We start from the raw sequence: 19,305 nt of genomic DNA, 5'->3' as shown, positions 1-19,305 counted from the left end.
GCAAAGCAGCATAACGGATCACTGTTAACCGTAGCGGATTATGCACCGTTCGTTCCGATTTGATCGATTGATTTTTGAATCCGTGGAGGGGGTTGCCTAATGGTTTAGGTGCGACCCAAGCCGCTGTTGTGGATCACGATTTGGCGGCGATGGCTGCGTTGCCGATGTTCCCAGAGGTAGAGTCCTTGCCAGGTTCCCAACACCAAGCGGCCGTTGCTGATCGGGATGTTTTCTGAGGTTTTGGTGATCGCCGAGCGGATGTGGGCGGGCATATCGTCGGGGCCTTCGGCGGAGTGGATGTAGCTGCGGCCATCTTCGGGGACGAGTTTGGCGAAAAAGTGGTTAAGGTCGCGCAGCACGTCGGGGTCGGCGTTTTCTTGGATGATCAAACTCGCGGAGGTGTGGCACACAAAGACCACACAGAGGCCGGTGACAATGCCGGAATCGGCCACAACTTGCTCTACTTGGCGGGTGATGTCGTGGAGGGTTTTACCTTGGGTTTGGACGGTGAGAATTTGTTGATGGAGGAGGGGGGCGGTTTGGGTGGGCATGGTGGTTGAACATAGAGGGCGATCGCATTCAAAATTCAGTCAACACAGAACACGATTAATTATTATCAATGCGGAGCACGGCCATAAACGCCTCTTGGGGTACATCCACCGTGCCGATAGACTTCATCCGTTTTTTCCCTTTGGCTTGCTTTTGCAGGAGCTTTTTCTTCCGGGAAATGTCGCCGCCGTAGCATTTGGCGAGGACATCTTTACGGAGGGCGGGGATATGTTCGCTGGCGATGACTTTCGAGCCAATCGCCGCTTGTAAGGGGATTTTAAATTGATGGCGGGGGATGAGTTCTTTCAGTTTTTCCACCATCAGCCGCCCCACGCCATAGGCCTTATCCCGATGGACAATCATCGCCAGGGAATCCACCGGATCACCGTTCACCATCACATCGAGGCGCACGAGGTGATTGGTGCGGTAGCCGATGACATGATATTCCATGCTGGCGTAACCGCGCGATCGCGACTTGAGTTGATCAAAAAAGTCCGTGACAATTTCCGCCAGGGGCACTTCATAAATTAACGTCGTGCGCTTACTGGTGAAATAGCGCATATTTTTAAACTCACCCCGGCGCGTCTGGCACAAGTCCATCAGCGTCCCCACATACTCTTCGGGGGTAATCACTTCGAGGTGAATATAGGGTTCTTCGATTTTTTCGCGGGCTTGGGGCGGCGGCAGGTGGCTGGGGTTTTCAATTTCGAGCACTTCCCCTTTAATCGTCGTGACGCGATAGACCACGGAAGGGGCCGTGGTGATCAGGTCGAGGTTGTATTCCCGTTCGAGGCGTTCTTGGACAATTTCCATGTGCAACAGACCCAGGAAGCCACAGCGGAAGCCGAAGCCCATGGCGCTGGAGGTTTCCGGCTCATAGGCCAGGGCGGCATCGTTGAGGCGGAGGCGTTCGAGGGCTTCGCGCAGGTCTTCGTATTGGTCAGAGTCGATGGGGAACAGGCCACAGAAGACCATGGATTTCGCTTCGGCGTAACCGGGGAGAGGTTCGGCGGCGGGTTCGCTGGCCAGGGTAATCGTGTCGCCGACGCGGGCATCAGCCACGGCTTTGATCGCGGCGGAAATGTAGCCCACTTCTCCGGCGTGGAGGTCTTCCACGGGAACTTGGGTGGGAGACAATACACCCAATTCATCGATGTCGTATTGTTTCCCGGAGGCCATCAGGTGGATGCGATCGCCCTGCTTCACTGTGCCATCCATGACCCGAAAATAGATAATCACGCCGCGATAGGGGTCATAATAACTATCAAAAATCAACGCCCGCAGCGGCTTATCCACCGTATCCGGAGGCGGCGGCACAAGATGGACAATAGATTCGAGGATTTCATCAATGCCGATCCCCTGTTTCGCCGAGGCCATAATTGCCCCCGTACAATCGAGACCCACCACCTCTTCCACTTCTTCGAGCACCCGTTCTGGTTCCGCCCCCGGCAGATCAATTTTGTTTAAAACGGGAATAATTTCTAAATCACTTTCGAGGGCGAGGTAGACATTCGCCAGGGTTTGAGCCTCGACCCCTTGGGAGGCATCCACCACCAGTAACGCCCCTTCGCAGGCAATCAGCGATCGCGACACCTCATAGGAAAAATCCACATGGCCCGGCGTGTCGATCAAGTTCAACACATACTCTTGGCCATCCTTGGCGGTGTAGTTCATCCGCGCTGCCTGGAGCTTAATCGTAATCCCCCGTTCCCGCTCCAAGTCCATACTATCGAGGAATTGTTCCTTCATTTTGCGCTGCTCAACCGTACCCGTCGCTTGCAAGAGGCGATCGGCGAGGGTTGACTTGCCATGGTCAATATGGGCAATGATCGAAAAATTGCGAATGCGGGACGTGGGAACGTGGGTCATAGTGGTGCAAGCGCGTAGAGCTTAACGTCTCTTAATCTTAACGCGCTGCGTCTCCTCTTCTGACTATTGCTCCATTGCCGATCGGCCCCGCTTGCCGAGGCGGGTAATCATGAACGAGCCAAAGTAGAGCGCGTAGATGGTCAAGCCCACCGCGCCGAGAAACCCCAAAAAGCCCGGTTGAGAGTTGGCATGGAACCATTCCCGATAGAGCACCGGAGGTTCACGCCACACCTGACAAAAGGGAGTACTGAGGGCGGCACGGGAAAAGGCACAGGAGAGGAACGGAATCGAGGCAAAGGTTCCGATCGCACAATAGACCGACACCGCCCACCGCCATCCCGTCAGGGCTAGCTTAAAGGGGTTGGGGGGCTGGTCGGCAATATCTTCGTTTAAATCCGCCCAAAACCATAGGGCGGTCGGAATCAAAAGCCGCGCCAAAAATCCGGTTAAATACCCCACCGGCCAACCGGGAATCAAGAGGTACACCGTAATCATCAACAAACTCGCCACGCGCCAATAGATCACCAGTAAGCGAGTCAGAGCAGCTTGTCGCTTCAACAGTGACCAAATGAATAACACTAAGGGCACAATCACGGTGAAGAGTACCGCCAGCTTGTAATCAAGCCAGATCCAAGGCTGTAGCCAAATCTCATCTTGCATACTTAATTTCGTTGCGCTCCAACTGCTGCCCCATCATTTTAGAGGGTGTTGATTCCAAAAAAATAGCAGCGAGGGGGGAACTCGCTGCGTTGATCTGGGGTTACCAGCAGGGTGAGGCTGGCTTAGTCATCGTAGATGCGGCATTCTGCGGCATCGGGATTGTCATCGCAATACTGCTCTAAGGAGTTCTTTTTGGGCTTTGTGGAACGCTGATGAGCGGCTTCGGCTTGCAACTCTTCAACGGAGTCCCACGCGACAGCACATTCAGCGGAGGTTGACCCTTCGGTGCTGCACACATTGCGAGCGTTTTCGCGCTCTTGTTCAATTTTCGTGTCGATATTGTTGCTCATGAGTCCTCTAAATATATTGTCGCTGATCGTACAAGACTAGGGAGATCTAAAACAGAATCGCTCTGAGCGACATCTCCGGGTTCTGAGTCTAGGATTAGGCGTTTTTGAACGGTCATTTATGGTTCATTGACCATATTAGCGAATCCCTTTCGGTTCGCGACTGGGTTGATCGGTTTATTTAAGGATGTGGCGATCGCCTGCTGATTTCGTCAGGGTGGGGGCGGATTAGGCTTTGGAGTTTGGCAACACTTCTCTATACTTGAGACAGTTTACTGTGCTTAATCCCAAGGCAGTCCGTGTTTTCAGGTTCGTGAGGCTAACGTGATGATCGAGACCTTTCAATGGTTGAATGCGTTTTCTACCTGTCCCTCTTTAGAAGGTGCGATCGCGGATGTGGTGGAACAACTGCGGGGATCATTATCAAAAAGCCCTGACTTGGGGATCGTGTTTATCTCCTCTGCCTACGCCAGCGAATACCCCCGCCTCGTCCCCCTCCTGCGGGAGGCGTTGCCCATGGGCTGCCTGATTGGCTGTGGTGGCGGCGGCGTGATTGGCACTGATGCCGATGGTCATGCCCAAGAAGTGGAGCAAAACCCGGCCTTAAGTTTATGTGTGGGGGTTTTTTCCGGGGTGACGGTGCATCCGTTTTATTTACCCGCTGCCCAATTACCCGATCCCGACAGTCCGCCCCAGGCCTGGGTTGAATGCGTCGGGGTTGACCCCCAGACCCAACCGGATTTTATTTTGTTGGCGGACCCAATGCAGGCCAATATTACCGATGTGCTCGAAGGGCTGGATTTTGCCTATCCGGCGGCGGTGAAGTTGGGGGGGTTGGCGAGTGCGGGGATGATGGGGGTTCCCAATGGGTTGTTTTTTGATGCGCCCCATGCGCCGGATTTGGGGCTGCTGCGGGAAGGGACGGTGGGGGTGGCCCTCAGTGGCAAGATCCGCCTCGATACGATTGTGGCCCAGGGCTGCCGTCCGATCGGGGAGGTGTATCGCGTTGAAGCGGGCGATCGCAACATTCTCCTGCAACTGTCCACCCAAGATGCGTCCACGATTCGCGCCCCGCTGGATTTGCTGCGAGACTTGATCGAAAGCCTCGAAGAGAGCGATCGCACCTTGGCCCAAAATTCCCTGTTTATCGGCGTGGTGCGGGATGTGTTTAAGCGGGAGTTGGGGCGGGGGGATTTTCTGATTCGCAATCTGTTAGGGGTTGATCCGAAACAGGGAGCGATCGCGATCGGCGATCGCGTCCGCATTGGCCAGCGCATCCAATTCCACCTCCGCGACGCGAAAACCTCCGCCGACGACCTCGAAGGCCACCTCCAAGAACATCTCGCCCGCTCCCCCCAAGTCGCCCCCGCTGGTGCTCTCCTGTTTTCCTGCCTCGGTCGCGGTGAAGGGCTGTACGGCCAAGCCAATTTTGATTCCCAACTGTTTCAGCGCTATTTCGGCACGATCCCCATCGGTGGCTTTTTCTGCAACGGCGAAATCGGCCCCGTCGGCAAAACCACCTTCCTCCATGGCTACACCTCCGTCTTCGGACTGATCCGCCCCACCCCTTAATCGGTGGGTTACGGCTGCGCCCTGACAGTACAAGCTACGAGCATCCTATTTTTTGGTTTGGTGCTGTGCTTATTTTGGTTTTAATTTATGGAGCTAAGCGGATTCGAACCGCTGACCCCCTGCATGCCATGCAGGTGCTCTACCAACTGAGCTATAACCCCGAATCGTGCGTTATTTACTATGTCTGATTAAGCTGGTCGTTGTCAAGTGTTGGCGCGAAAAAAATCGGACTGGGCAGAGGGGAGCTTAAAAATAGGAGATATAGTTACTCCCACTGAGGGAACTCAAACAGTTATTCATCAGAAAATAGACGACGAGGAGTGCCGCCGCCGAAAGGGAAACTAAGGTTCCGGCCAGCATCAACGAAAATTCCTGTTTTTGAACAGCCTCTTGCATGAGATGGAGTGACCATGCGACAAGTGCCACATCAAAAATTAGAATAGGAATCAACATATCTTACGTTTTGTAACGACCATCCTTATTCTAATCTATAAATCTACAGAATGTTGAGCGTTGTTAAGCCGGGAAAGGTTGCAGTCCTACAGGCGTACAGGGATTTGATGTTGCTGAAGATAATCTTTAATTTCCGTTACGGTCAATTGACCATAATGCAACAGAGATGCTAGAAGGGCTGCTTCGGCTCGTCCTTCGGTGAAGGCTTGGTAAATATGCTCGGTCGTCCCCGCGCCACCGGAGGCAATCACGGGCACATCAACCGCATCGGCAATTTGGCGAGTGAGGTCGAGGTCGTACCCGGCTTGCGTGCCGTCAGCATCCATGCTGGTGAGGAGGATTTCCCCTGCGCCGTTGGCGGTGACGGTTTTGGCCCAGGTGAGGGCATCGAGGCCGGTGTTTTCGCGGCCGCCGCGCACGTAGACATCCCAGCCGGGATTACTCGGATCGGGGCGGCGCTTGGCATCGATCGCCACCACAATGCACTGATTCCCAAAGCGATCGCTCGCTGCCTTAATTAGATCCGGATGACGCACCGCTGAGGAATTAATGCTAATTTTGTCCGCTCCGGCTCGTAATAATTCTTTGATTTTGTCTAAGGAATTAATCCCGCCGCCGACGGTGAGGGGAATAAACACTTGCTCGGCGGTGCGATAGACCACATCCAAGATGATGTCGCGGTCTTCGTGGGTAGCGGTGATGTCGAGGAATACCAGTTCATCGGCTCCTGCGTCGTTATAGACCTGGGCGAGTTCGACCGGATCACCCGCATCCTGCAAATTGACAAAGTTAACACCTTTGACCACACGGCCAGATTTGACATCTAAACAGGGCAAAATTCGCTTCGCTAACATGAGGCGTTGGGGGGAATAGAGGGCCAAAAAGAGGGGGCTTTCTTCCCATTGAACCATGGTAGGAGGGCGATCGCTGATCGGTCATCGTCGGGCGGGGCGATCGCTCCCTTCGTCGGGGTCAAACAGGGCGATCGCTCCCCAGGATTATCCGTGTCATTTCCCAAGAAAAAGCCCCAATGCGATCGCACTAGGGCTTTGTGATTAACCGTTGAATGCTGCGAAACTGCGATCGCAGTTTCGCAAACGTGACAAACCCTGTAGAACCGGGATTAACCCCCAGCCACAGCGGGGACAATGCTCACTTCGTCGCCATCGTTGAGGGCCGTGGTTTCATTGTCCAAAAAGCGAATATCTTCACTGTTGACATACAGATTCAGAAAGCGGCGGGGCTTCCCGGTTTCATCACAAATCCGGTTTTTAATCCCCGGACAGGCCGCCTCAAGTTGGTCGATCAATTCGATGATATTGCTGCCCGTGGTTTCGATCACCGCTTGATTATTGGTGAATTTTTGCAGAGGAGTGGGAACTAAAACTTTAATCGCCATGGTGACTTGAACTCAAAAGAATAGAACTAGAAAGAATGGCTAGAATAGCCCTCATCCCCAACCCTTCTCCCCTAGGGAAAAGGGAGCCAGAAGCCCTCTCCCTGTGGGAGAGGGTTGGGTGAGGGCAAGGGACTTAGACTAAAACCTGTTGCCAGTCGAGGCGTTCGAGGGTTTGGGCACGTTCCCAAGCCCGCTCGAAGCTGTCGAGTTTGGCTTCGATGGTGAGGGGTTCGGAAATGTAGCCTTGGACGGCTTCTTGGGTTTTCAAGCCGTTGCCGGTGATGTAGACGACGGTGGTTTCGTCAGGGCTGATTTTACCGGCTTCAACGAGTTTTTTGAGGACTGCGATCGTCGTGCCGCCTGCGGTTTCCGTGAAGATGCCTTCGGTTTCAGCGAGAAGTTTGATCCCGTCGATGATTTCAGCATCGGTGGCGGATTCAATGTGGCCGTTGGTTTGCTTGGCTTGCTCGATCGCATACACGCCGTCGGCGGGGTTACCAATCGCAATGGATTTCGCGACGGTGTTGGGCTTGACGGGGTCGATGAAGTCGCGGTCATTTTTGAAGGCCTGGGCCACGGGGGAACAGCCTTCGGCCTGAGCGCCGCTGTAGCGCACGGGCTTGTCTTCCACGAGGCCGCATTGGACGAACTCTTCAAAGCCTTTGCGGATTTTGGTGTAAAGGGAGCCGGATGCGATCGGGGCGACGATGTGATCCGGGAGTTGCCAACCTAATTGTTCAGCCACTTCAAAACCGAGGGTTTTCGAGCCTTCGGAGTAGTAGGGGCGCAGGTTGATGTTGACGAAGCCCCAGCCGTAGGTGTTGGCCACTTCAGAACAGAGGCGGTTGACTTGGTCGTAGTTGCCTTTGACTGCCATCACCGTGGGGTTGTAGATCAAGGTGCCGAGGACTTTACCAGCTTCGAGATCCGAGGGGATGAAGACACAACATTCTAGACCCGCGTGGGCTGCGATCGCCGCCGTCGAATTCGCCAAATTTCCCGTACTCGCACAGGACACCGTGGAGAATCCCAATTCCCGCGCCCGGCTCAGAGCCACCGACACCACCCGATCCTTGAAGCTCAAGGTGGGCATATTCACCGCATCATTTTTAATGTAGAGATTTTTCAGACCCAAACGACGAGCGAGGCGCGTGGACTTCACCAAGGGAGTCATCCCCGTTCCCACATCAATCACGTTATCCGTCGCCACGGGCAAGAACGACCGATAACGCCAAATCGAGTTTGGGCCAGCGGCAATGGTTTCGCGGGTGACGGTGGCGCGAATCTTGTCGTAGTCGTAGGCCACTTCGAGGGGCGCAAAGGTGTTTTCACAAATATTGATCGGCAACAGGTCGTAGGTGTAGTCGCCTTCTTTGGATTTGAGGTGGGTGAAGGTGGCGGATTCGCTGTGCTTGAGGATTGTTTGGGTCATGGGTTGATCGTGTTCTCTGTTCAACGGTTGCCTGATAGTAGCACAGGCAAAAAAAGACCGTCAAACAATCCCGACAAAATTTGTCGGGATTAAAAAATCTCCTCTTTCCCAACCCCCTTCGATCAACCCAGGACAGCGAGCGAGACGCTCGTACGACAGAGGATGACAATTCAGGCAAAACCCAAGCTTGGTGGGGATGAGTTGGCGAACTCCGCGCCGCCCAGAACTAAAATTCTTGGCTCAGAGCGAAAGTGGGCTGACACCCACTCCGGAACCCGTGTTAACGGGTTTTCGCTCTGAGGCGGGGCTTTTAATCTTCGACGGGTGAGAACTGCTACGGCTAGATCTCCGGCCTGATCCAGACTCGCAATTTGGGTTATTCAACAGGGTGAAGTACCCGACGCTGATGCTCTGCATACAGCGCGGGCTTCTCTAATCAACCGCGACAGCCTCGGAGAGGGTAGACTTGCGCCTCCCTCCCTGTGGTCTGACATCGCGTCCTAGAGCAGAAGCCCCACTTCCTGAGGCCAAAATCCGCAAGCCTGCCTGTCTGATCTTGATTGCCGCATTGATGTCTCGATCATGCCGTTCCTGAAAGTGAGGGCAGACAAACGAGCGCACCGAGAGATCCATCTTTTCTAGCGGTAGCAGCCTGTTTGAGCAGAGGTGGGAAGAGGGGAAGAATCGCCCAATCTCCAGGTACACCTTACCTTCAAACTCTGCTTGTATTTGAGCATGGTGCAGAACTGACCCCAACCAACATCGCTGATTGCTTGGGCTAGATTGTGATTCTTGACCCTATTCTTAACGGCTAGATCTTCTACCACAATGGCTTGGTTTTCGTTCACTATCTTGCGGGATAGTTTGTGATGAAAGTCTTCCCTGACTCTGGCGATTTTAGAGTGAACCTGGGCAACCTTTAAGCGTGCTTTGTGCCGGTTCTGGCTGCCTTTCTTGCGTCTGGCAAGTTTACGCTGCTTCCGTTTTAGGTTGCGTTCATACTTGTTGAGAGGACGTGGATGAGGAAACTTGGAACCATCAGACGCGATCGCGAAGTCTGTCAATCCCAAGTCAAGTCCAATCACCTTACCCGCGCTAGACAACTCCGGCTTGGCTGTGATTCCACAGCCATCTTGCACAGCCAAAATGCTGGGCAAGTGTCACAGACTGCGCATCGGTGGGGTAAATTCTGACCTTGAAGGCTTTCAACATACTCTTGTTTTAACATCAACCCCTCTTTAGGTTAATCAGTTGCCTGATGAGAGGCAGGGATAGTTTGTTCCTTTGCTCCGCTCAGTCACGCGGCTCTCATCCCGACGCTGACCTTGCCGGTACAGCGCGGGGCTTCCCGCCGATATTCTAAATAATGGTTCTCTCCCGGTGTTGATTACTATGACTTCTCCCCTCAATCCCCCGGCCACCTTTTGGGATGATGTGCTGGCCTTTGCCACAAGCATTACTCAAGAAGTCGCCGCCTATTTATTACCCCGTGCGGGGATCTTAACCGCTGAATGTAAAACCGATGGCTCCCTGGTAACGGCAGCGGATCAATGGTCGGATCAACGGATTCGAGAAGCGATCGCTGCCCGTTTCCCCGATCACGGCATCCTCAGCGAAGAAACCCTCCACACCTTCCCCGCCCAGGATTGGTGCTGGATCATCGACCCCATCGACGGCACAACCAACTTCACGCGGGGGATTCCCCTCTGGGGGATCTCCATCGGCTTGCTCTATCGCGGTTGGCCGGTGTTTGGCTTGGTGCATTTCCCCCCCGTTGCCCAAACCTTTCACGGCTACTGGGCAGGTAATACCGGACTCGACAGCCCCACCGGAGCCTACCTCAATGGCAAACCAATCCACACCAGCCCCGCCGACCCCAACCCCAATCAACTCTTCAACCTCTGTGCCCGCAGCACAGCGGTGATGACCCAGCCCTTTCCCTGCAAAATCCGGATGCTGGGGGTGGCGAGTTATAACCATGTGCTGGTGGCGGCGGGGGTCGCCCTGGGCGGTCTGGAGGCGACTCCGAAAATTTGGGATATTGCAGCGGTGTGGGTGTTGGTACAGGCGGCGGGGGGGGCGTTTGTTTCCCTAGACCCCGATCCGGTGTTTCCGCTGCAAGTGGGGCAGGATTACGGCAGCCGACCGTTACCGAGTTTGGCGGTGAGTCGGGCGGCGTTGGTGGAGGTGTTCCGGCCCTTGGTGCAGGGGGTGAGCGATCGCGTCCTCGCAAAATAGTTTCCCGCTACGCATGATGCCGATCACGGGTTTCAGCCCCTTTTGAATCGAGATTTCCAAAATCTGTAGGGGTACAATAGTTTCATCGTTCAGATCGAGAACAGATCATGGTTCAAGAACTCCAACGCTCGGAAATCGTCTATCCCGATAGTGATGGTCAACCCATGTCAGACAACACATTACAGTTTCACTGGATTGTCACGATCAAAGAAAATCTAGAGTTGCTCTTTGCGGATCATCCCGATGTTTTCGTTGCGGGTGATTTGCTGTGGTATCCCGTCGAAGGAGATAATCAGACCCGTCGCGCTCCGGATGTGATGGTGGCGATCGGTCGGCCCAAGGGATATCGCGGTTCCTATCGACAATGGGACGAAGAGGGCATCGCGCCGCAGGTGGTGTTTGAAATATTATCGCCGGGGAATCGGTTTAGTGAAATGGCCAAGAAATTGGCATTTTATGAGTATTACGGGGTGAGAGAATATTACCTCTACGACCCGGATCGGAATGATTTGACGGCTTGGCAACGCTGTGATCAAACGCTGGTGTTAGTTCCCGATCTACTTAATTGGGAAAGTCCATTACTCAAGATTCGGTTTGAATTAACCCCTGAAACGCTCAATATTTATAAACCCAATGGTGAGCGATTTTTAGGGTATGTGGAACTAGGGCAGTTAGCCGAAAAAGCACAGGCTGAGGCTGAAACAGCTAAGGCGGAAGTGGAGCAATTAAAACAGGATCGCAAGACTGCGATCGCCCGCCTCCTCTCCTTCGGATTAAGCCCTGAACAAATTGCCAAAACGTTATCAATTCCCCTAGATGAAGTGGGCTAAATCGACATAAACCAAGACTCTACCGCACCAAAAATCATAATCTTGGCTCGATAATCAAAATGCTGTCATTCTCAAAAAACAAGAGCGACAGCATCTTGATAAGACAGTCAAGATCCGCAAAACCTGAGATACAAGATGCTAAATCCGCTTGTTCTGTCCGCACTGATGAGCGAGGTGCGATCGCCTCAATTGATCTGTTCTGTGAGTAGATTGGAGACCGAGGATTTTGAGTTTTGGGGATGGCTCATTGTGTCTGAGCTTAAGGGTTGATGCTCTGGCTCCTGAGACGGATGCCGTGAACGATGTCGCTGAGAGATAAATTGTTCTGGGTTAATGCCGTCAAATGTAGGCGGTATCCACACTCGGATGATCAGTAATGCGCCTAAGACTAACAGAAAAAGACAGGCCACTAAAACCTGTGACCAGGGGGTTTCGAGCACACCGCGCACAATGATTTCCCGCAACACCGAGACAATTGAAACCTCGACCGCCACACCAATCGAAACACGGTGTTCCTGCAAGTAAATAATCAGCAGGCGAAAGAGTTCGACGAGGATGAGGAGAAAAAGAATATCAGAAGTAACCGTTTGAAATTGCAGGGGGGGAAGTAATGAAAGCACCATCTCCCGTAGTTGCAACACCATAAAGCTAAATAACCCAATGCACAGACCAATAACAATCAGGTCTTGAACTGTTTCTAATAACCGGACAACATGATGGCTATTGAGCCAACGATACCAAGGTAAGGAGGACGGTTGAGGGGTTTTCATCGGAAAAATAAGGGGGAGATGTCCCTTGCAAGGATGGTCTAGACGTAGCGATCGCTGCGTTCTTCCTCAGTTTATTGATAAACCCGAAAAATAAAAACCCTTGAATAATATAATTTTAATTTATGTTTGATAATGACAGCTTAACTGTTGTGCTTGCCTGTTGATCGGGAAGAGAGGGGGTCACTCCTGGGCTGGATCGAGTTGAATTCCCCAGCGATCGAGGGTGATCCCCTGGACTTGATCGAGTTCGGCGATCGCATTGAGATAGTTCACCCGTTGCTGTAGCTCGTTATTACGCACGGTTAAGAGTTGTCGTTGGGCCTCTTGGAGTTGGAAGGCATCGCCGCGCCCGGCTTGAACGAGGGCTTCTTGGGCGGCGAGTTCCTGTTGGGCAAGGTCTACGGCGCGGCGGGCGAGTTGGAGTTGCTCGGCTTGGAGTTGGACTTGGCGGATTTGGTTGCGGACAGCGATGCGGATATCGGCTTCAAGTTGGGCGAGATTATTTTCCTGTTTGAGGAGTTCGACCCGACTGGCTTCAAAGGCTTCATGGTCGCGGCGGCGATCGCCTAAACGTCGGGTCAAAATCATTTGCGCTGACCAGTCCCCTGGTTGGGCGGTGGCATCGTTGTATTGGGTTTCGAGATCCAGATTCCAGCGGCGATTGTTGTCGGCTTGGCGCAGGTCGAGGGTGGCAATGCGTAGCCCCAACTGACCGCTGAGGTAGTCGGGGCGCTGGGCGAGGCTGACCTGTTCGAGGGTAGGGGGATCGAGGTTGGGCGGGGCGGTGTTGGGGTCGGCGATCGCCACTACATCTAAATCCCGATTAATCCCCAACTGGTTCATCAGGGCCAACTGTGCCGACTGCACCGCATTCCGAGCCGCCAAGAGTTGGCTTTGAAAATCCGCCACATTTTGCTCGGTGCGAAAGAGACTCGATCGCGCCTCCCGTCCGGCTGCCACGAGGGCCCGTTGGCGTTGGAGTTGTTGTTCAGCGTTGGTGAGGGAGGTTTGGGTGAGGGTGACTTGTTCTTGGGCGAGGAGAAGCGATCGGTATTGTCGAATCGTGTCGGTCACTTCGTCGATCAGGGTTTGGCGCAGGGTGAGTTGGTTAATGTCATCTCGCATCAGGGCGCGACGACGGTCGAGATGGGCGATCGCGCTTTCCCCGTAGCGGAGCAGAGGATGACGATAGGTAACACTAAAGCCTTGGCTGTCTTCGGTGTCTTGAACGCTGTTGAGTTGCGATCGCCAATCAACGCTCAGCGTGCCCCGCGTCGGTGTGAACCACGAAACCGCCGCCCGTACCTCTGTCCGTGTCCCTTGGCCGCCGACGTTATCCACCACACCGCTCATTAACATCGGCGTAAATTTCGGCAACAGTTCCCCCTCAGCCGTGCGCAAACGAGCGCGATCCACAATCCGATCCAGGTACTGGTTGCGGACTTGGGTATTGTGGAGCACCGTTAGGGCGATCGCTTCGTTCAAGGTCAGGGGTACGCCGGTCGCGTTGGGGCTAACTGGTGTGGAGGATTGGGCGGGTAAGCGGGGCGGGGCGGGGGAGCGAAATAACGCCACGGGATCAAAATCAGAACGAGGGGAGGAGACGCGATCGCGTTGAGCGGGCCGCGATGCCAGGGGACGATCCGCCGTTGAATTCGGGGGAGGTGTTGCCGGGGCGGGGGAGTCTGGGGCGTTAATCCCCAAGGTGGTTTTAATTCGCTGGAGGAGGGAAGGGTGAGGCGGGGTGGATGGGGACGAGGGGGGAACGGTGCGGGCAAGTTCGGGTGAATCGGACAGGGTGAGAGGGTCGGAGGTTAGGGCGGAGGCGCGATCGCGGTCTGACTCAGGGGATGGCGATGGTGGCGAGCCTTGGGCGATGACGGTTAAGGGCACGATCGTGCTAATCGTTGCCACCATCAACAGCCGGGTGTGGTGAAGCCAACTGGGTAAAGGAAGACGGGACATCACTCACTCCGTAATGCAGACATCGGCTCAATTCTACTCGCCCGTCGCGCAGGCACAAAACTTGAACCTGCCCCCACAGCGATCGCAATTCCCAAACTCATCGCAGCAGTCTCCAATTGAAAGGTATAGGGCAGGTCAAAGGTTGCCGCCACGATGCGTGTCGTGCCATCGACGACCGCGATCGCGCTCATCCCGCCAATCATACTTAAAATCACCGCTTCGAGTAAAAATTGCCAGAGAATATCCCCCTGGGTGGCCCCGATCGCCCGCCGTAACCCAATCTCCGGCGTGCGCTCAATCACTGACGCAAAGGTAATATTGGCAATTCCCACCCCCGAAATCACCAGCGCCACCAACCCCACCCCAAACAATCCCCGCGAAATCAGGGTGAGAATGTCGTGCTGTTCGGCGATCGCTTCGGCATTGTGCCAGGCCCCAAAATCACGATCAGGAAATCGCGCCGCTAACAGTTCTAACCATTCTGCCTGCTGAGCCTCCAGATTTCGCCAATCCGTCGGCCGCAGACTAAACGAACCAATCCGTTCTTGACCGGCCTGAGCATGGGCCAAACTCAGCGGCACTAACAGCATTGAATAGGTTTGCCCGTCCTGTTCAAAGGGCTTCATCTCAATCACCCCCACAATTCGATAGGCATCACCCTGCGCGATCAGCGTTTGATTGATCGGATCTGCATCGGGAAAGAGTTGCGCCGCCGCTGCTTGATCGAGCACCCCCACCGGACGAAAATCCTGCATTTCCTGGGGTGTAAAAAACCGCCCGGCCACCACCTTGAGACCGTTAAAGTCCGCAAAATTGGGCGTGACCAGCAGGGTCATCGTCATGACTTCGCGCCCCTGACGACTCACCGGGCCAAACCATCCCCAGGCATCATTGGCGATCGCCTCCACCCCGCCGAGACGGGCGATCGCTTGGGCTTGTTCGCGGGAGGTAATGCCGGGATCAATCCAGGTGAAGAGTTGCGGGGCGATTTGGGCGTTGAGTTGACGGGCGATCAGGCCTTGGCTGATGGTTTGGACTTGCAGCGTACCGTTGACGGCCAGCACCCCCATGAAAATGCCCACGGTGGTTAACGCCGAGCGGATCGGATTGCCGCGCAGGGCGTTGAGCGTGATGATCAAAAGATTGCGGGGAGACAGGGCCATGGGGGATCAACTCCGGAGGGCTTTGACGGGATCAAGGCGACTGGCGCGGAGGGCGGGGGCGACGCTCGACCCAATCCCCACGGCGATCGCCGCCCCTAAGGCCAACAGGGCATTGCGGCCATTAAATTCATAGGCAGGTAATCCAAAGGGTTCATAGCGGGTGATGCCGAGGGTGACCCCTTCGATAGTGGCGATCGCAATCACGCCCCCCACCACACTCACCACCACCGACTCTAAAACAAACTGCCAAAGCACATCCCCTTGAGTCGCCCCAATCGCCCGCCGCAGGCCAATTTCTCGCGTCCGTTCGAGGGTACTGGCCACGGTAATATTGGCAATTCCGACACCGGCGATCGCCAATGCGATCGCCCCCACACCTAACAGCGATCGCGTCGCCGTGGCTAACGTCTCCTGATCCGCTTGGATATCCGCCACGTTGGTTGCTGTGCGGGGTGCATCAAACTGGGCCCAAATCCCCTGTAAGTATTCCGGGTGACGTTGTTGGAGGAGGGTTTTCACTTGACCTTCAAGGCGTTCTAAATCCCTGAGATCATCCGGCCGCACGAAAATGTGATCCACCTGTTGCCGTCCGGTTAAGGCCATTTGGGTGCTGAGGGGAATCACCAATTCCCCCTCCTGTTCCCCTGAGCCGCGCTGCTCAGTGGTTTTCGTTTCCATCACCCCCACCACCTGCCACGCCATCCCGCTCAGGTAAATGTTTGTGCCGATGGGGTCGCGATCGCGAAACATCTGTTGGGCCAAGGTTTGATCAATCACCACCACAGAGCGATAGTCTGAAAAATCCGTAGCATTGAGGTAGCGACCTTGAACCATTTGCCGTCCGGTGGTGGTGAAATAGGTATCACTGACGGCCATCCCTTGGACAGGAACCGAACGATCCTGATAGATGGCCTGTTGCGACCACCCTAACCCCATCGCCGCACTCACCGAGGCAACCCCCGCCAACTCCGTTTGAATCGCCGCTAGATCCGCCAGTTGGCCCCGCCGCCACACCCACGCTTGGACGCGGGGGGCTTCCCGTTCGGCAAACCGTTGTTGAATCCGTTGGCTGGTAATATGCTGCACTTGCAGGGTGGCACTGGTGGCGGCTACACCGAGGAAAATACCCAATCCGGTTAAACCTGTCCGCAATCCATTGCGCCGCAGGGCATGCACCGCCAAGCCGATCAGATCCATCACGCCCAACTGACTCATGGGGCCTCCTCCGGTGGGGGGGTGTCTCTGGATTTCACGGGGCTGCCCTCGGTGAGGGATTGGTCAGGGGAGGGGGAAATGATGCGATCGCCCGCCTCTAAGCCATCGAGAATGGCGGTGCGTTCGTCCCCCTGGAGTCCAATTTCAATCGGTTGTTTTTCCGCAGTCCCGGCTTCACTCATGATCCATACATAGGCAGAATCCCCCTCCTCTTGCACCACCAGCGACGGCACAGCAACCACATTCCGCTCGGCTTCCACTTCAATGGTGACGCTGACTTGACTGCCGGGAATTAATGTGCCGCTCGGCCGTTCGAGGATAATCACCGCCGCCACCCGACCGGGATCATCCCCACCCCCAAAGGAACTACTTTCGCTCGATGCGATCGCCACTCTGTCCACCCGTTCCACCCGCGCCGGAAATGTGCCGGACACGGTTCCGATCGCTTCCACAGTAGCAGGTTGGGCGATGGCGATCAGGGGGACTTGGAGGGTGGTGAGTTGAACTTCCACTTCTTCGCGGCGGGGGTCGCCAATGGTGAGGAGGCGATCGCCCGCCTGCAACACATCCCCCGTTTGAGCATGAATCGCCAAAACACGCCCGTCTGTCGTCGCCCGAATCAGGCTACTGTTGGCGAAGCTTTCTTCATCCCGTTGGAGATTGAGTTGTGCCACAGCCAAGGCTTGCAGACTCACCTCCACCGCTTGGCGGCTGTTGGCCAGGGCGATCTGTTGGCTTTGAATCGTATCCTGTTGATCGTTGAGGGTTTGCGATCGCTCCAGTTGCAAATTCGTCACCGTTAAGCGAGCCTCTTCCACCGTCCGCCGTTGATTGGCGAGGCGAGCTTGAGCATTGCGTAACTCTTGCTGCACTTGCTGTAATTCCTCCGCTGCCAGATACCCCTGTTCGACGAGATCCGCTGTGGTGCGTACCTTCTCTTCTCGGTCGGGGATATCCTGTTCAAGGCTGCGTAAGTCTTCTTGGGCACGGGAGAGGGCAAGTTCAGCCTGTTGCAGTGCGGTACGATTATCGGCCTGACTGCGTTGGGTACGTTGGGCTTTGAGGAGGTTGACCTCTGCCTGTTGCACCTCGCGCTGTTGGGTGGCGACCTCTGAACGTTTTTGGGTAATTTCGAGGCGTTTTTGTTCGAGTTGAGCCAAGCCGTCGGGATTCCGTAACCGCATCAAGATTTGGTTATTTTGAATCGGGCTGTTAATGGTCACCTCGATTCGCTCAACGATCGCAGTATTATTCGCCGTCGTCGGGGCGTTGAGGGTTTGTTGATTCCCCACCTTCACCAAACCGCCCGCTGTCACGGTTTTGAGCACATCCCCCCGCTCCACGGTGATCACTTCCACCTCTACCGTGGAGGCGGTGGGCCGCCAAAGCCACCAGGCCACTCCGCCCACACTCAGCAGGGCGATCGCACCCGACCCGATGATCCAACGGATGCCCGTTTGATAGCGTTTTTGTGCCGTCTGCGTCATGGGCTTAGGGATCAAGAACTGCTCGCAGGATAGGCGATCGCACCGGATTCGTCTAGGGTTCCTGTTACGAATGTAAAGCTTATATCCCCCGTTTTCCAAACGGGGGATATAAGCGAAGGGCTGAATTTATTCAGCCGTGATACCGAGGTATCATAGCAACCATGAAAACGCTCAAGTTCAAGCTCTACCAGCATAAGCGGAATAGATACCTCAAGCGGACAATCAATGCCGCAGGGCGTATCTACAACCATTGTGTTGCCCTCCACAAACGGTACTACCGAATGTGGGGCAAGCACTTGAACTGCGCCCGACTGCAAAAACACATCGCCAAGCTTCGGAAACGGAACCCCTGGTGGTTGCAGGTGGGTTCTCAAGCCGTACAGGATATCTGCCAACGGATTGAGAAAGCCTATCAACTCTTCTTCAAGCACAACAAAAAAGGCGTTCGCCTGCCAAACTTTAAGAAGACCCGAAAGTACAAATCCTTCACCCTCAAGCAAGCTGGGTACAAATTCCTCGGTGGCAACCGGGTCAGGATTGGGAACAAAGTCTATCAATATTGGCACTCTCGCCCCATTGAGGGCAAGGTCAAGACCGTGACGATTAAACGAACTCCCTTGGGAGAACTGTTCATGATTGTCACTGTCGATACGCCATCAGAGCCTGAAGTCAAAACCGAGACAGGTAACATTGCTGGTTTTGATTTTGGACTCAAGACGTTTCTGACCTGTTCGGAGGGGTTCAATATTGATGCACCCTTGTTCTTCAAGCAGTCACTTAACTCGGTTCGCAAAGCAAGTCGAGAGTTGTCCCGTAAGCAAAAGGGTTCAGCCCATCGGGAACGTGCCCGATTAAACTTATCCCGCAAGCATGAAGATATTGCCCATCGACGGCGGGACTGGTTTTGGAAGTTAGCCCATCAACTGACGAATCAGTTTGATGGGCTGTGTTTTGAAACCTTGAACCTCAAGGCGATGCAGCGGCTCTGGGGGGTAAAGGTGAGTGATTTTGGCGTTTCGGGGAGTTTCTGCAAATCCTGGAGTGGGTGGCGACGAAGAAGGGGAAGCGGGTGGTCTATGTTGACCGCTGGTTCCCTTCGAGCAAGACCTGTTCAAGTTGTGGTCATATTTTGGAGCATCTGGATTTAGAGACTCGCCATTGGCGGTGTCCCAGTTGCTCGGCAGAGAATGACCGGGATGAGAATGCGGCGATGAATATTAAAGTGGCTGGGGCTTCAGCCATTGGGTTAGGTGATGTCAGACAGGCGTTGCCTGCTATTGCTGTTTGATCCCAGAATCCCCCGTTTTCTAAACGGGGGAGTAAGTCAATTGTCGTGAGTTGATTTCGTGTTTGGTG

17 protein-coding genes, 1 tRNA gene and 2 pseudogenes are annotated in these 19,305 nt (G+C 54.6%); 4 read left to right on the top strand and 16 right to left on the bottom strand.

Features of this window, described 5'->3' with window-relative positions:
- Positions 1-104 precede the first annotated feature (104 nt).
- The 4 genes from SPI6313_RS00700 to SPI6313_RS00685 form a co-directional block, all read right to left on the bottom strand.
- Positions 105-551 (bottom strand): secondary thiamine-phosphate synthase enzyme YjbQ, encoded by a 447-nt coding sequence (locus SPI6313_RS00700; RefSeq protein WP_072619268.1) that lies wholly within the window; start codon positions 549-551, stop codon positions 105-107.
- Positions 552-606: 55 nt separating this feature from the next.
- Complete coding sequence (gene lepA / locus SPI6313_RS00695) at positions 607-2,418, bottom strand: translation elongation factor 4 (RefSeq protein WP_072619267.1); 1,812 nt, start codon at positions 2,416-2,418, stop codon at positions 607-609.
- A gap of 63 nt (positions 2,419-2,481) precedes the next feature.
- Positions 2,482-3,078, bottom strand: a complete 597-nt coding sequence (locus SPI6313_RS00690; RefSeq protein ID WP_072619266.1) for a DUF3177 family protein — start codon at positions 3,076-3,078, stop codon at positions 2,482-2,484.
- 122 nt (positions 3,079-3,200) lie between these two features.
- Positions 3,201-3,428, bottom strand: coding sequence for a Calvin cycle protein CP12 (locus SPI6313_RS00685; protein WP_072619265.1), 228 nt, complete (start codon positions 3,426-3,428; stop codon positions 3,201-3,203).
- 324 nt (positions 3,429-3,752) lie between these two features.
- On the opposite strand from SPI6313_RS00685, the gene SPI6313_RS00680 reads away from it, so the two are divergent.
- A complete protein-coding gene (locus SPI6313_RS00680; protein WP_072619264.1) occupies positions 3,753-4,997 on the top strand; it encodes an FIST signal transduction protein in 1,245 nt (414 codons plus the stop codon).
- Between the two features lie 88 nt (positions 4,998-5,085).
- Here the strand turns inward: SPI6313_RS00680 and SPI6313_RS00675 are convergent.
- The 7 genes and pseudogenes from SPI6313_RS00675 to SPI6313_RS23830 form a co-directional block, all read right to left on the bottom strand.
- A tRNA-Ala gene (locus SPI6313_RS00675) sits at positions 5,086-5,158 on the bottom strand.
- A gap of 85 nt (positions 5,159-5,243) precedes the next feature.
- The gene (locus SPI6313_RS00670) at positions 5,244-5,450 is read right to left on the bottom strand and encodes a hypothetical protein (protein ID WP_072619263.1); all 207 of its coding nucleotides are present in this window, start codon (positions 5,448-5,450) and stop codon (positions 5,244-5,246) included.
- 86 nt (positions 5,451-5,536) lie between these two features.
- Positions 5,537-6,304: an imidazole glycerol phosphate synthase subunit HisF gene (gene hisF, locus SPI6313_RS00665; protein WP_072622931.1), complete on the bottom strand. Its 768-nt coding sequence runs from the start codon at positions 6,302-6,304 to the stop codon at positions 5,537-5,539.
- Positions 6,305-6,573: 269 nt separating this feature from the next.
- Positions 6,574-6,849 carry a MoaD/ThiS family protein gene (locus SPI6313_RS00660; protein ID WP_072619262.1) on the bottom strand — a complete coding sequence of 92 codons (276 nt, stop codon included), beginning with the start codon at positions 6,847-6,849 and terminating at the stop codon, positions 6,574-6,576.
- A gap of 133 nt (positions 6,850-6,982) precedes the next feature.
- Positions 6,983-8,281 carry a threonine synthase gene (thrC, locus tag SPI6313_RS00655; protein ID WP_072619261.1) on the bottom strand — a complete coding sequence of 433 codons (1,299 nt, stop codon included), beginning with the start codon at positions 8,279-8,281 and terminating at the stop codon, positions 6,983-6,985.
- Positions 8,282-8,713: 432 nt separating this feature from the next.
- A pseudogene (locus tag SPI6313_RS24950) lies at positions 8,714-9,393 on the bottom strand (RNA-guided endonuclease InsQ/TnpB family protein); the annotation flags it as partial.
- Positions 9,377-9,493: a helix-turn-helix domain-containing protein gene (locus SPI6313_RS23830; protein ID WP_084668821.1), complete on the bottom strand. Its 117-nt coding sequence runs from the start codon at positions 9,491-9,493 to the stop codon at positions 9,377-9,379. The gene SPI6313_RS23830 and the pseudogene SPI6313_RS24950, both read right to left, overlap by 17 nt.
- Positions 9,494-9,673: 180 nt before the next feature.
- On the opposite strand from SPI6313_RS23830, the gene SPI6313_RS00635 reads away from it, so the two are divergent.
- Both SPI6313_RS00635 and SPI6313_RS00630 read left to right on the top strand, forming a co-directional pair.
- On the top strand, positions 9,674-10,519 hold the full coding sequence (locus tag SPI6313_RS00635) for an inositol monophosphatase family protein (RefSeq protein WP_072619260.1): 846 nt from the start codon (positions 9,674-9,676) through the stop codon (positions 10,517-10,519).
- Positions 10,520-10,626: 107 nt separating this feature from the next.
- On the top strand, positions 10,627-11,349 hold the full coding sequence (locus SPI6313_RS00630) for a Uma2 family endonuclease (protein WP_072619259.1): 723 nt from the start codon (positions 10,627-10,629) through the stop codon (positions 11,347-11,349).
- Positions 11,350-11,534: 185 nt separating this feature from the next.
- On the opposite strand, the gene SPI6313_RS00625 is transcribed toward SPI6313_RS00630, so the two are convergent.
- The 5 genes from SPI6313_RS00625 to SPI6313_RS00605 form a co-directional block, all read right to left on the bottom strand.
- Positions 11,535-12,119 carry a phosphate-starvation-inducible PsiE family protein gene (locus SPI6313_RS00625; protein ID WP_084668820.1) on the bottom strand — a complete coding sequence of 195 codons (585 nt, stop codon included), beginning with the start codon at positions 12,117-12,119 and terminating at the stop codon, positions 11,535-11,537.
- Between the two features lie 180 nt (positions 12,120-12,299).
- Positions 12,300-14,084: a TolC family protein gene (locus tag SPI6313_RS00620; RefSeq protein ID WP_072619258.1), complete on the bottom strand. Its 1,785-nt coding sequence runs from the start codon at positions 14,082-14,084 to the stop codon at positions 12,300-12,302.
- On the bottom strand, positions 14,084-15,247 hold the full coding sequence (locus SPI6313_RS00615) for an ABC transporter permease (protein WP_072619257.1): 1,164 nt from the start codon (positions 15,245-15,247) through the stop codon (positions 14,084-14,086). Before SPI6313_RS00615 ends, SPI6313_RS00620 begins: the two co-directional genes overlap by 1 nt.
- A 6-nt stretch (positions 15,248-15,253) precedes the next feature.
- Positions 15,254-16,462, bottom strand: coding sequence for an ABC transporter permease (locus SPI6313_RS00610; protein WP_072619256.1), 1,209 nt, complete (start codon positions 16,460-16,462; stop codon positions 15,254-15,256).
- Complete coding sequence (locus SPI6313_RS00605) at positions 16,459-17,949, bottom strand: efflux RND transporter periplasmic adaptor subunit (protein WP_072619255.1); 1,491 nt, start codon at positions 17,947-17,949, stop codon at positions 16,459-16,461. Before SPI6313_RS00605 ends, SPI6313_RS00610 begins: the two co-directional genes overlap by 4 nt.
- Before the next feature lie 161 nt (positions 17,950-18,110).
- Between SPI6313_RS00605 and SPI6313_RS23230 the strand changes: the two are divergent.
- Positions 18,111-19,237 (top strand): annotated as a pseudogene (locus SPI6313_RS23230) (RNA-guided endonuclease InsQ/TnpB family protein).
- Positions 19,238-19,305 lie beyond the last annotated feature (68 nt).

The sequence above is a fragment of the Spirulina major PCC 6313 genome (assembly GCF_001890765.1).
Classification (GTDB): domain Bacteria; phylum Cyanobacteriota; class Cyanobacteriia; order Cyanobacteriales; family Spirulinaceae; genus Spirulina; species Spirulina major.
Note: the sequence above shows the minus strand (reverse complement) of the source record. Positions and strands in the feature narration are given on the sequence as shown.

Bases quoted from the DNA above. Each gene is read 5' to 3' on its own strand.
- SPI6313_RS00700 (WP_072619268.1), bottom strand. From the start codon at position 551: ATGCCCACCCAAACCGCCCCCCTCCTCCATCAACAAATTCTCACCGTC.
- lepA (WP_072619267.1), bottom strand. From the start codon at position 2,418: ATGACCCACGTTCCCACGTCCCGCATTCGCAATTTTTCGATCATTGCC.
- SPI6313_RS00690 (WP_072619266.1), bottom strand. From the start codon at position 3,078: ATGCAAGATGAGATTTGGCTACAGCCTTGGATCTGGCTTGATTACAAG.
- SPI6313_RS00685 (WP_072619265.1), bottom strand. From the start codon at position 3,428: ATGAGCAACAATATCGACACGAAAATTGAACAAGAGCGCGAAAACGCT.
- SPI6313_RS00680 (WP_072619264.1), top strand. From the start codon at position 3,753: ATGATCGAGACCTTTCAATGGTTGAATGCGTTTTCTACCTGTCCCTCT.
- SPI6313_RS00670 (WP_072619263.1), bottom strand. From the start codon at position 5,450: ATGTTGATTCCTATTCTAATTTTTGATGTGGCACTTGTCGCATGGTCA.
- hisF (WP_072622931.1), bottom strand. From the start codon at position 6,304: ATGTTAGCGAAGCGAATTTTGCCCTGTTTAGATGTCAAATCTGGCCGT.
- SPI6313_RS00660 (WP_072619262.1), bottom strand. From the start codon at position 6,849: ATGGCGATTAAAGTTTTAGTTCCCACTCCTCTGCAAAAATTCACCAAT.
- thrC (WP_072619261.1), bottom strand. From the start codon at position 8,281: ATGACCCAAACAATCCTCAAGCACAGCGAATCCGCCACCTTCACCCAC.
- SPI6313_RS23830 (WP_084668821.1), bottom strand. From the start codon at position 9,493: ATGTTGAAAGCCTTCAAGGTCAGAATTTACCCCACCGATGCGCAGTCT.
- SPI6313_RS00635 (WP_072619260.1), top strand. From the start codon at position 9,674: ATGACTTCTCCCCTCAATCCCCCGGCCACCTTTTGGGATGATGTGCTG.
- SPI6313_RS00630 (WP_072619259.1), top strand. From the start codon at position 10,627: ATGGTTCAAGAACTCCAACGCTCGGAAATCGTCTATCCCGATAGTGAT.
- SPI6313_RS00625 (WP_084668820.1), bottom strand. From the start codon at position 12,119: ATGAAAACCCCTCAACCGTCCTCCTTACCTTGGTATCGTTGGCTCAAT.
- SPI6313_RS00620 (WP_072619258.1), bottom strand. From the start codon at position 14,084: ATGTCCCGTCTTCCTTTACCCAGTTGGCTTCACCACACCCGGCTGTTG.
- SPI6313_RS00615 (WP_072619257.1), bottom strand. From the start codon at position 15,247: ATGGCCCTGTCTCCCCGCAATCTTTTGATCATCACGCTCAACGCCCTG.
- SPI6313_RS00610 (WP_072619256.1), bottom strand. From the start codon at position 16,462: ATGAGTCAGTTGGGCGTGATGGATCTGATCGGCTTGGCGGTGCATGCC.
- SPI6313_RS00605 (WP_072619255.1), bottom strand. From the start codon at position 17,949: ATGACGCAGACGGCACAAAAACGCTATCAAACGGGCATCCGTTGGATC.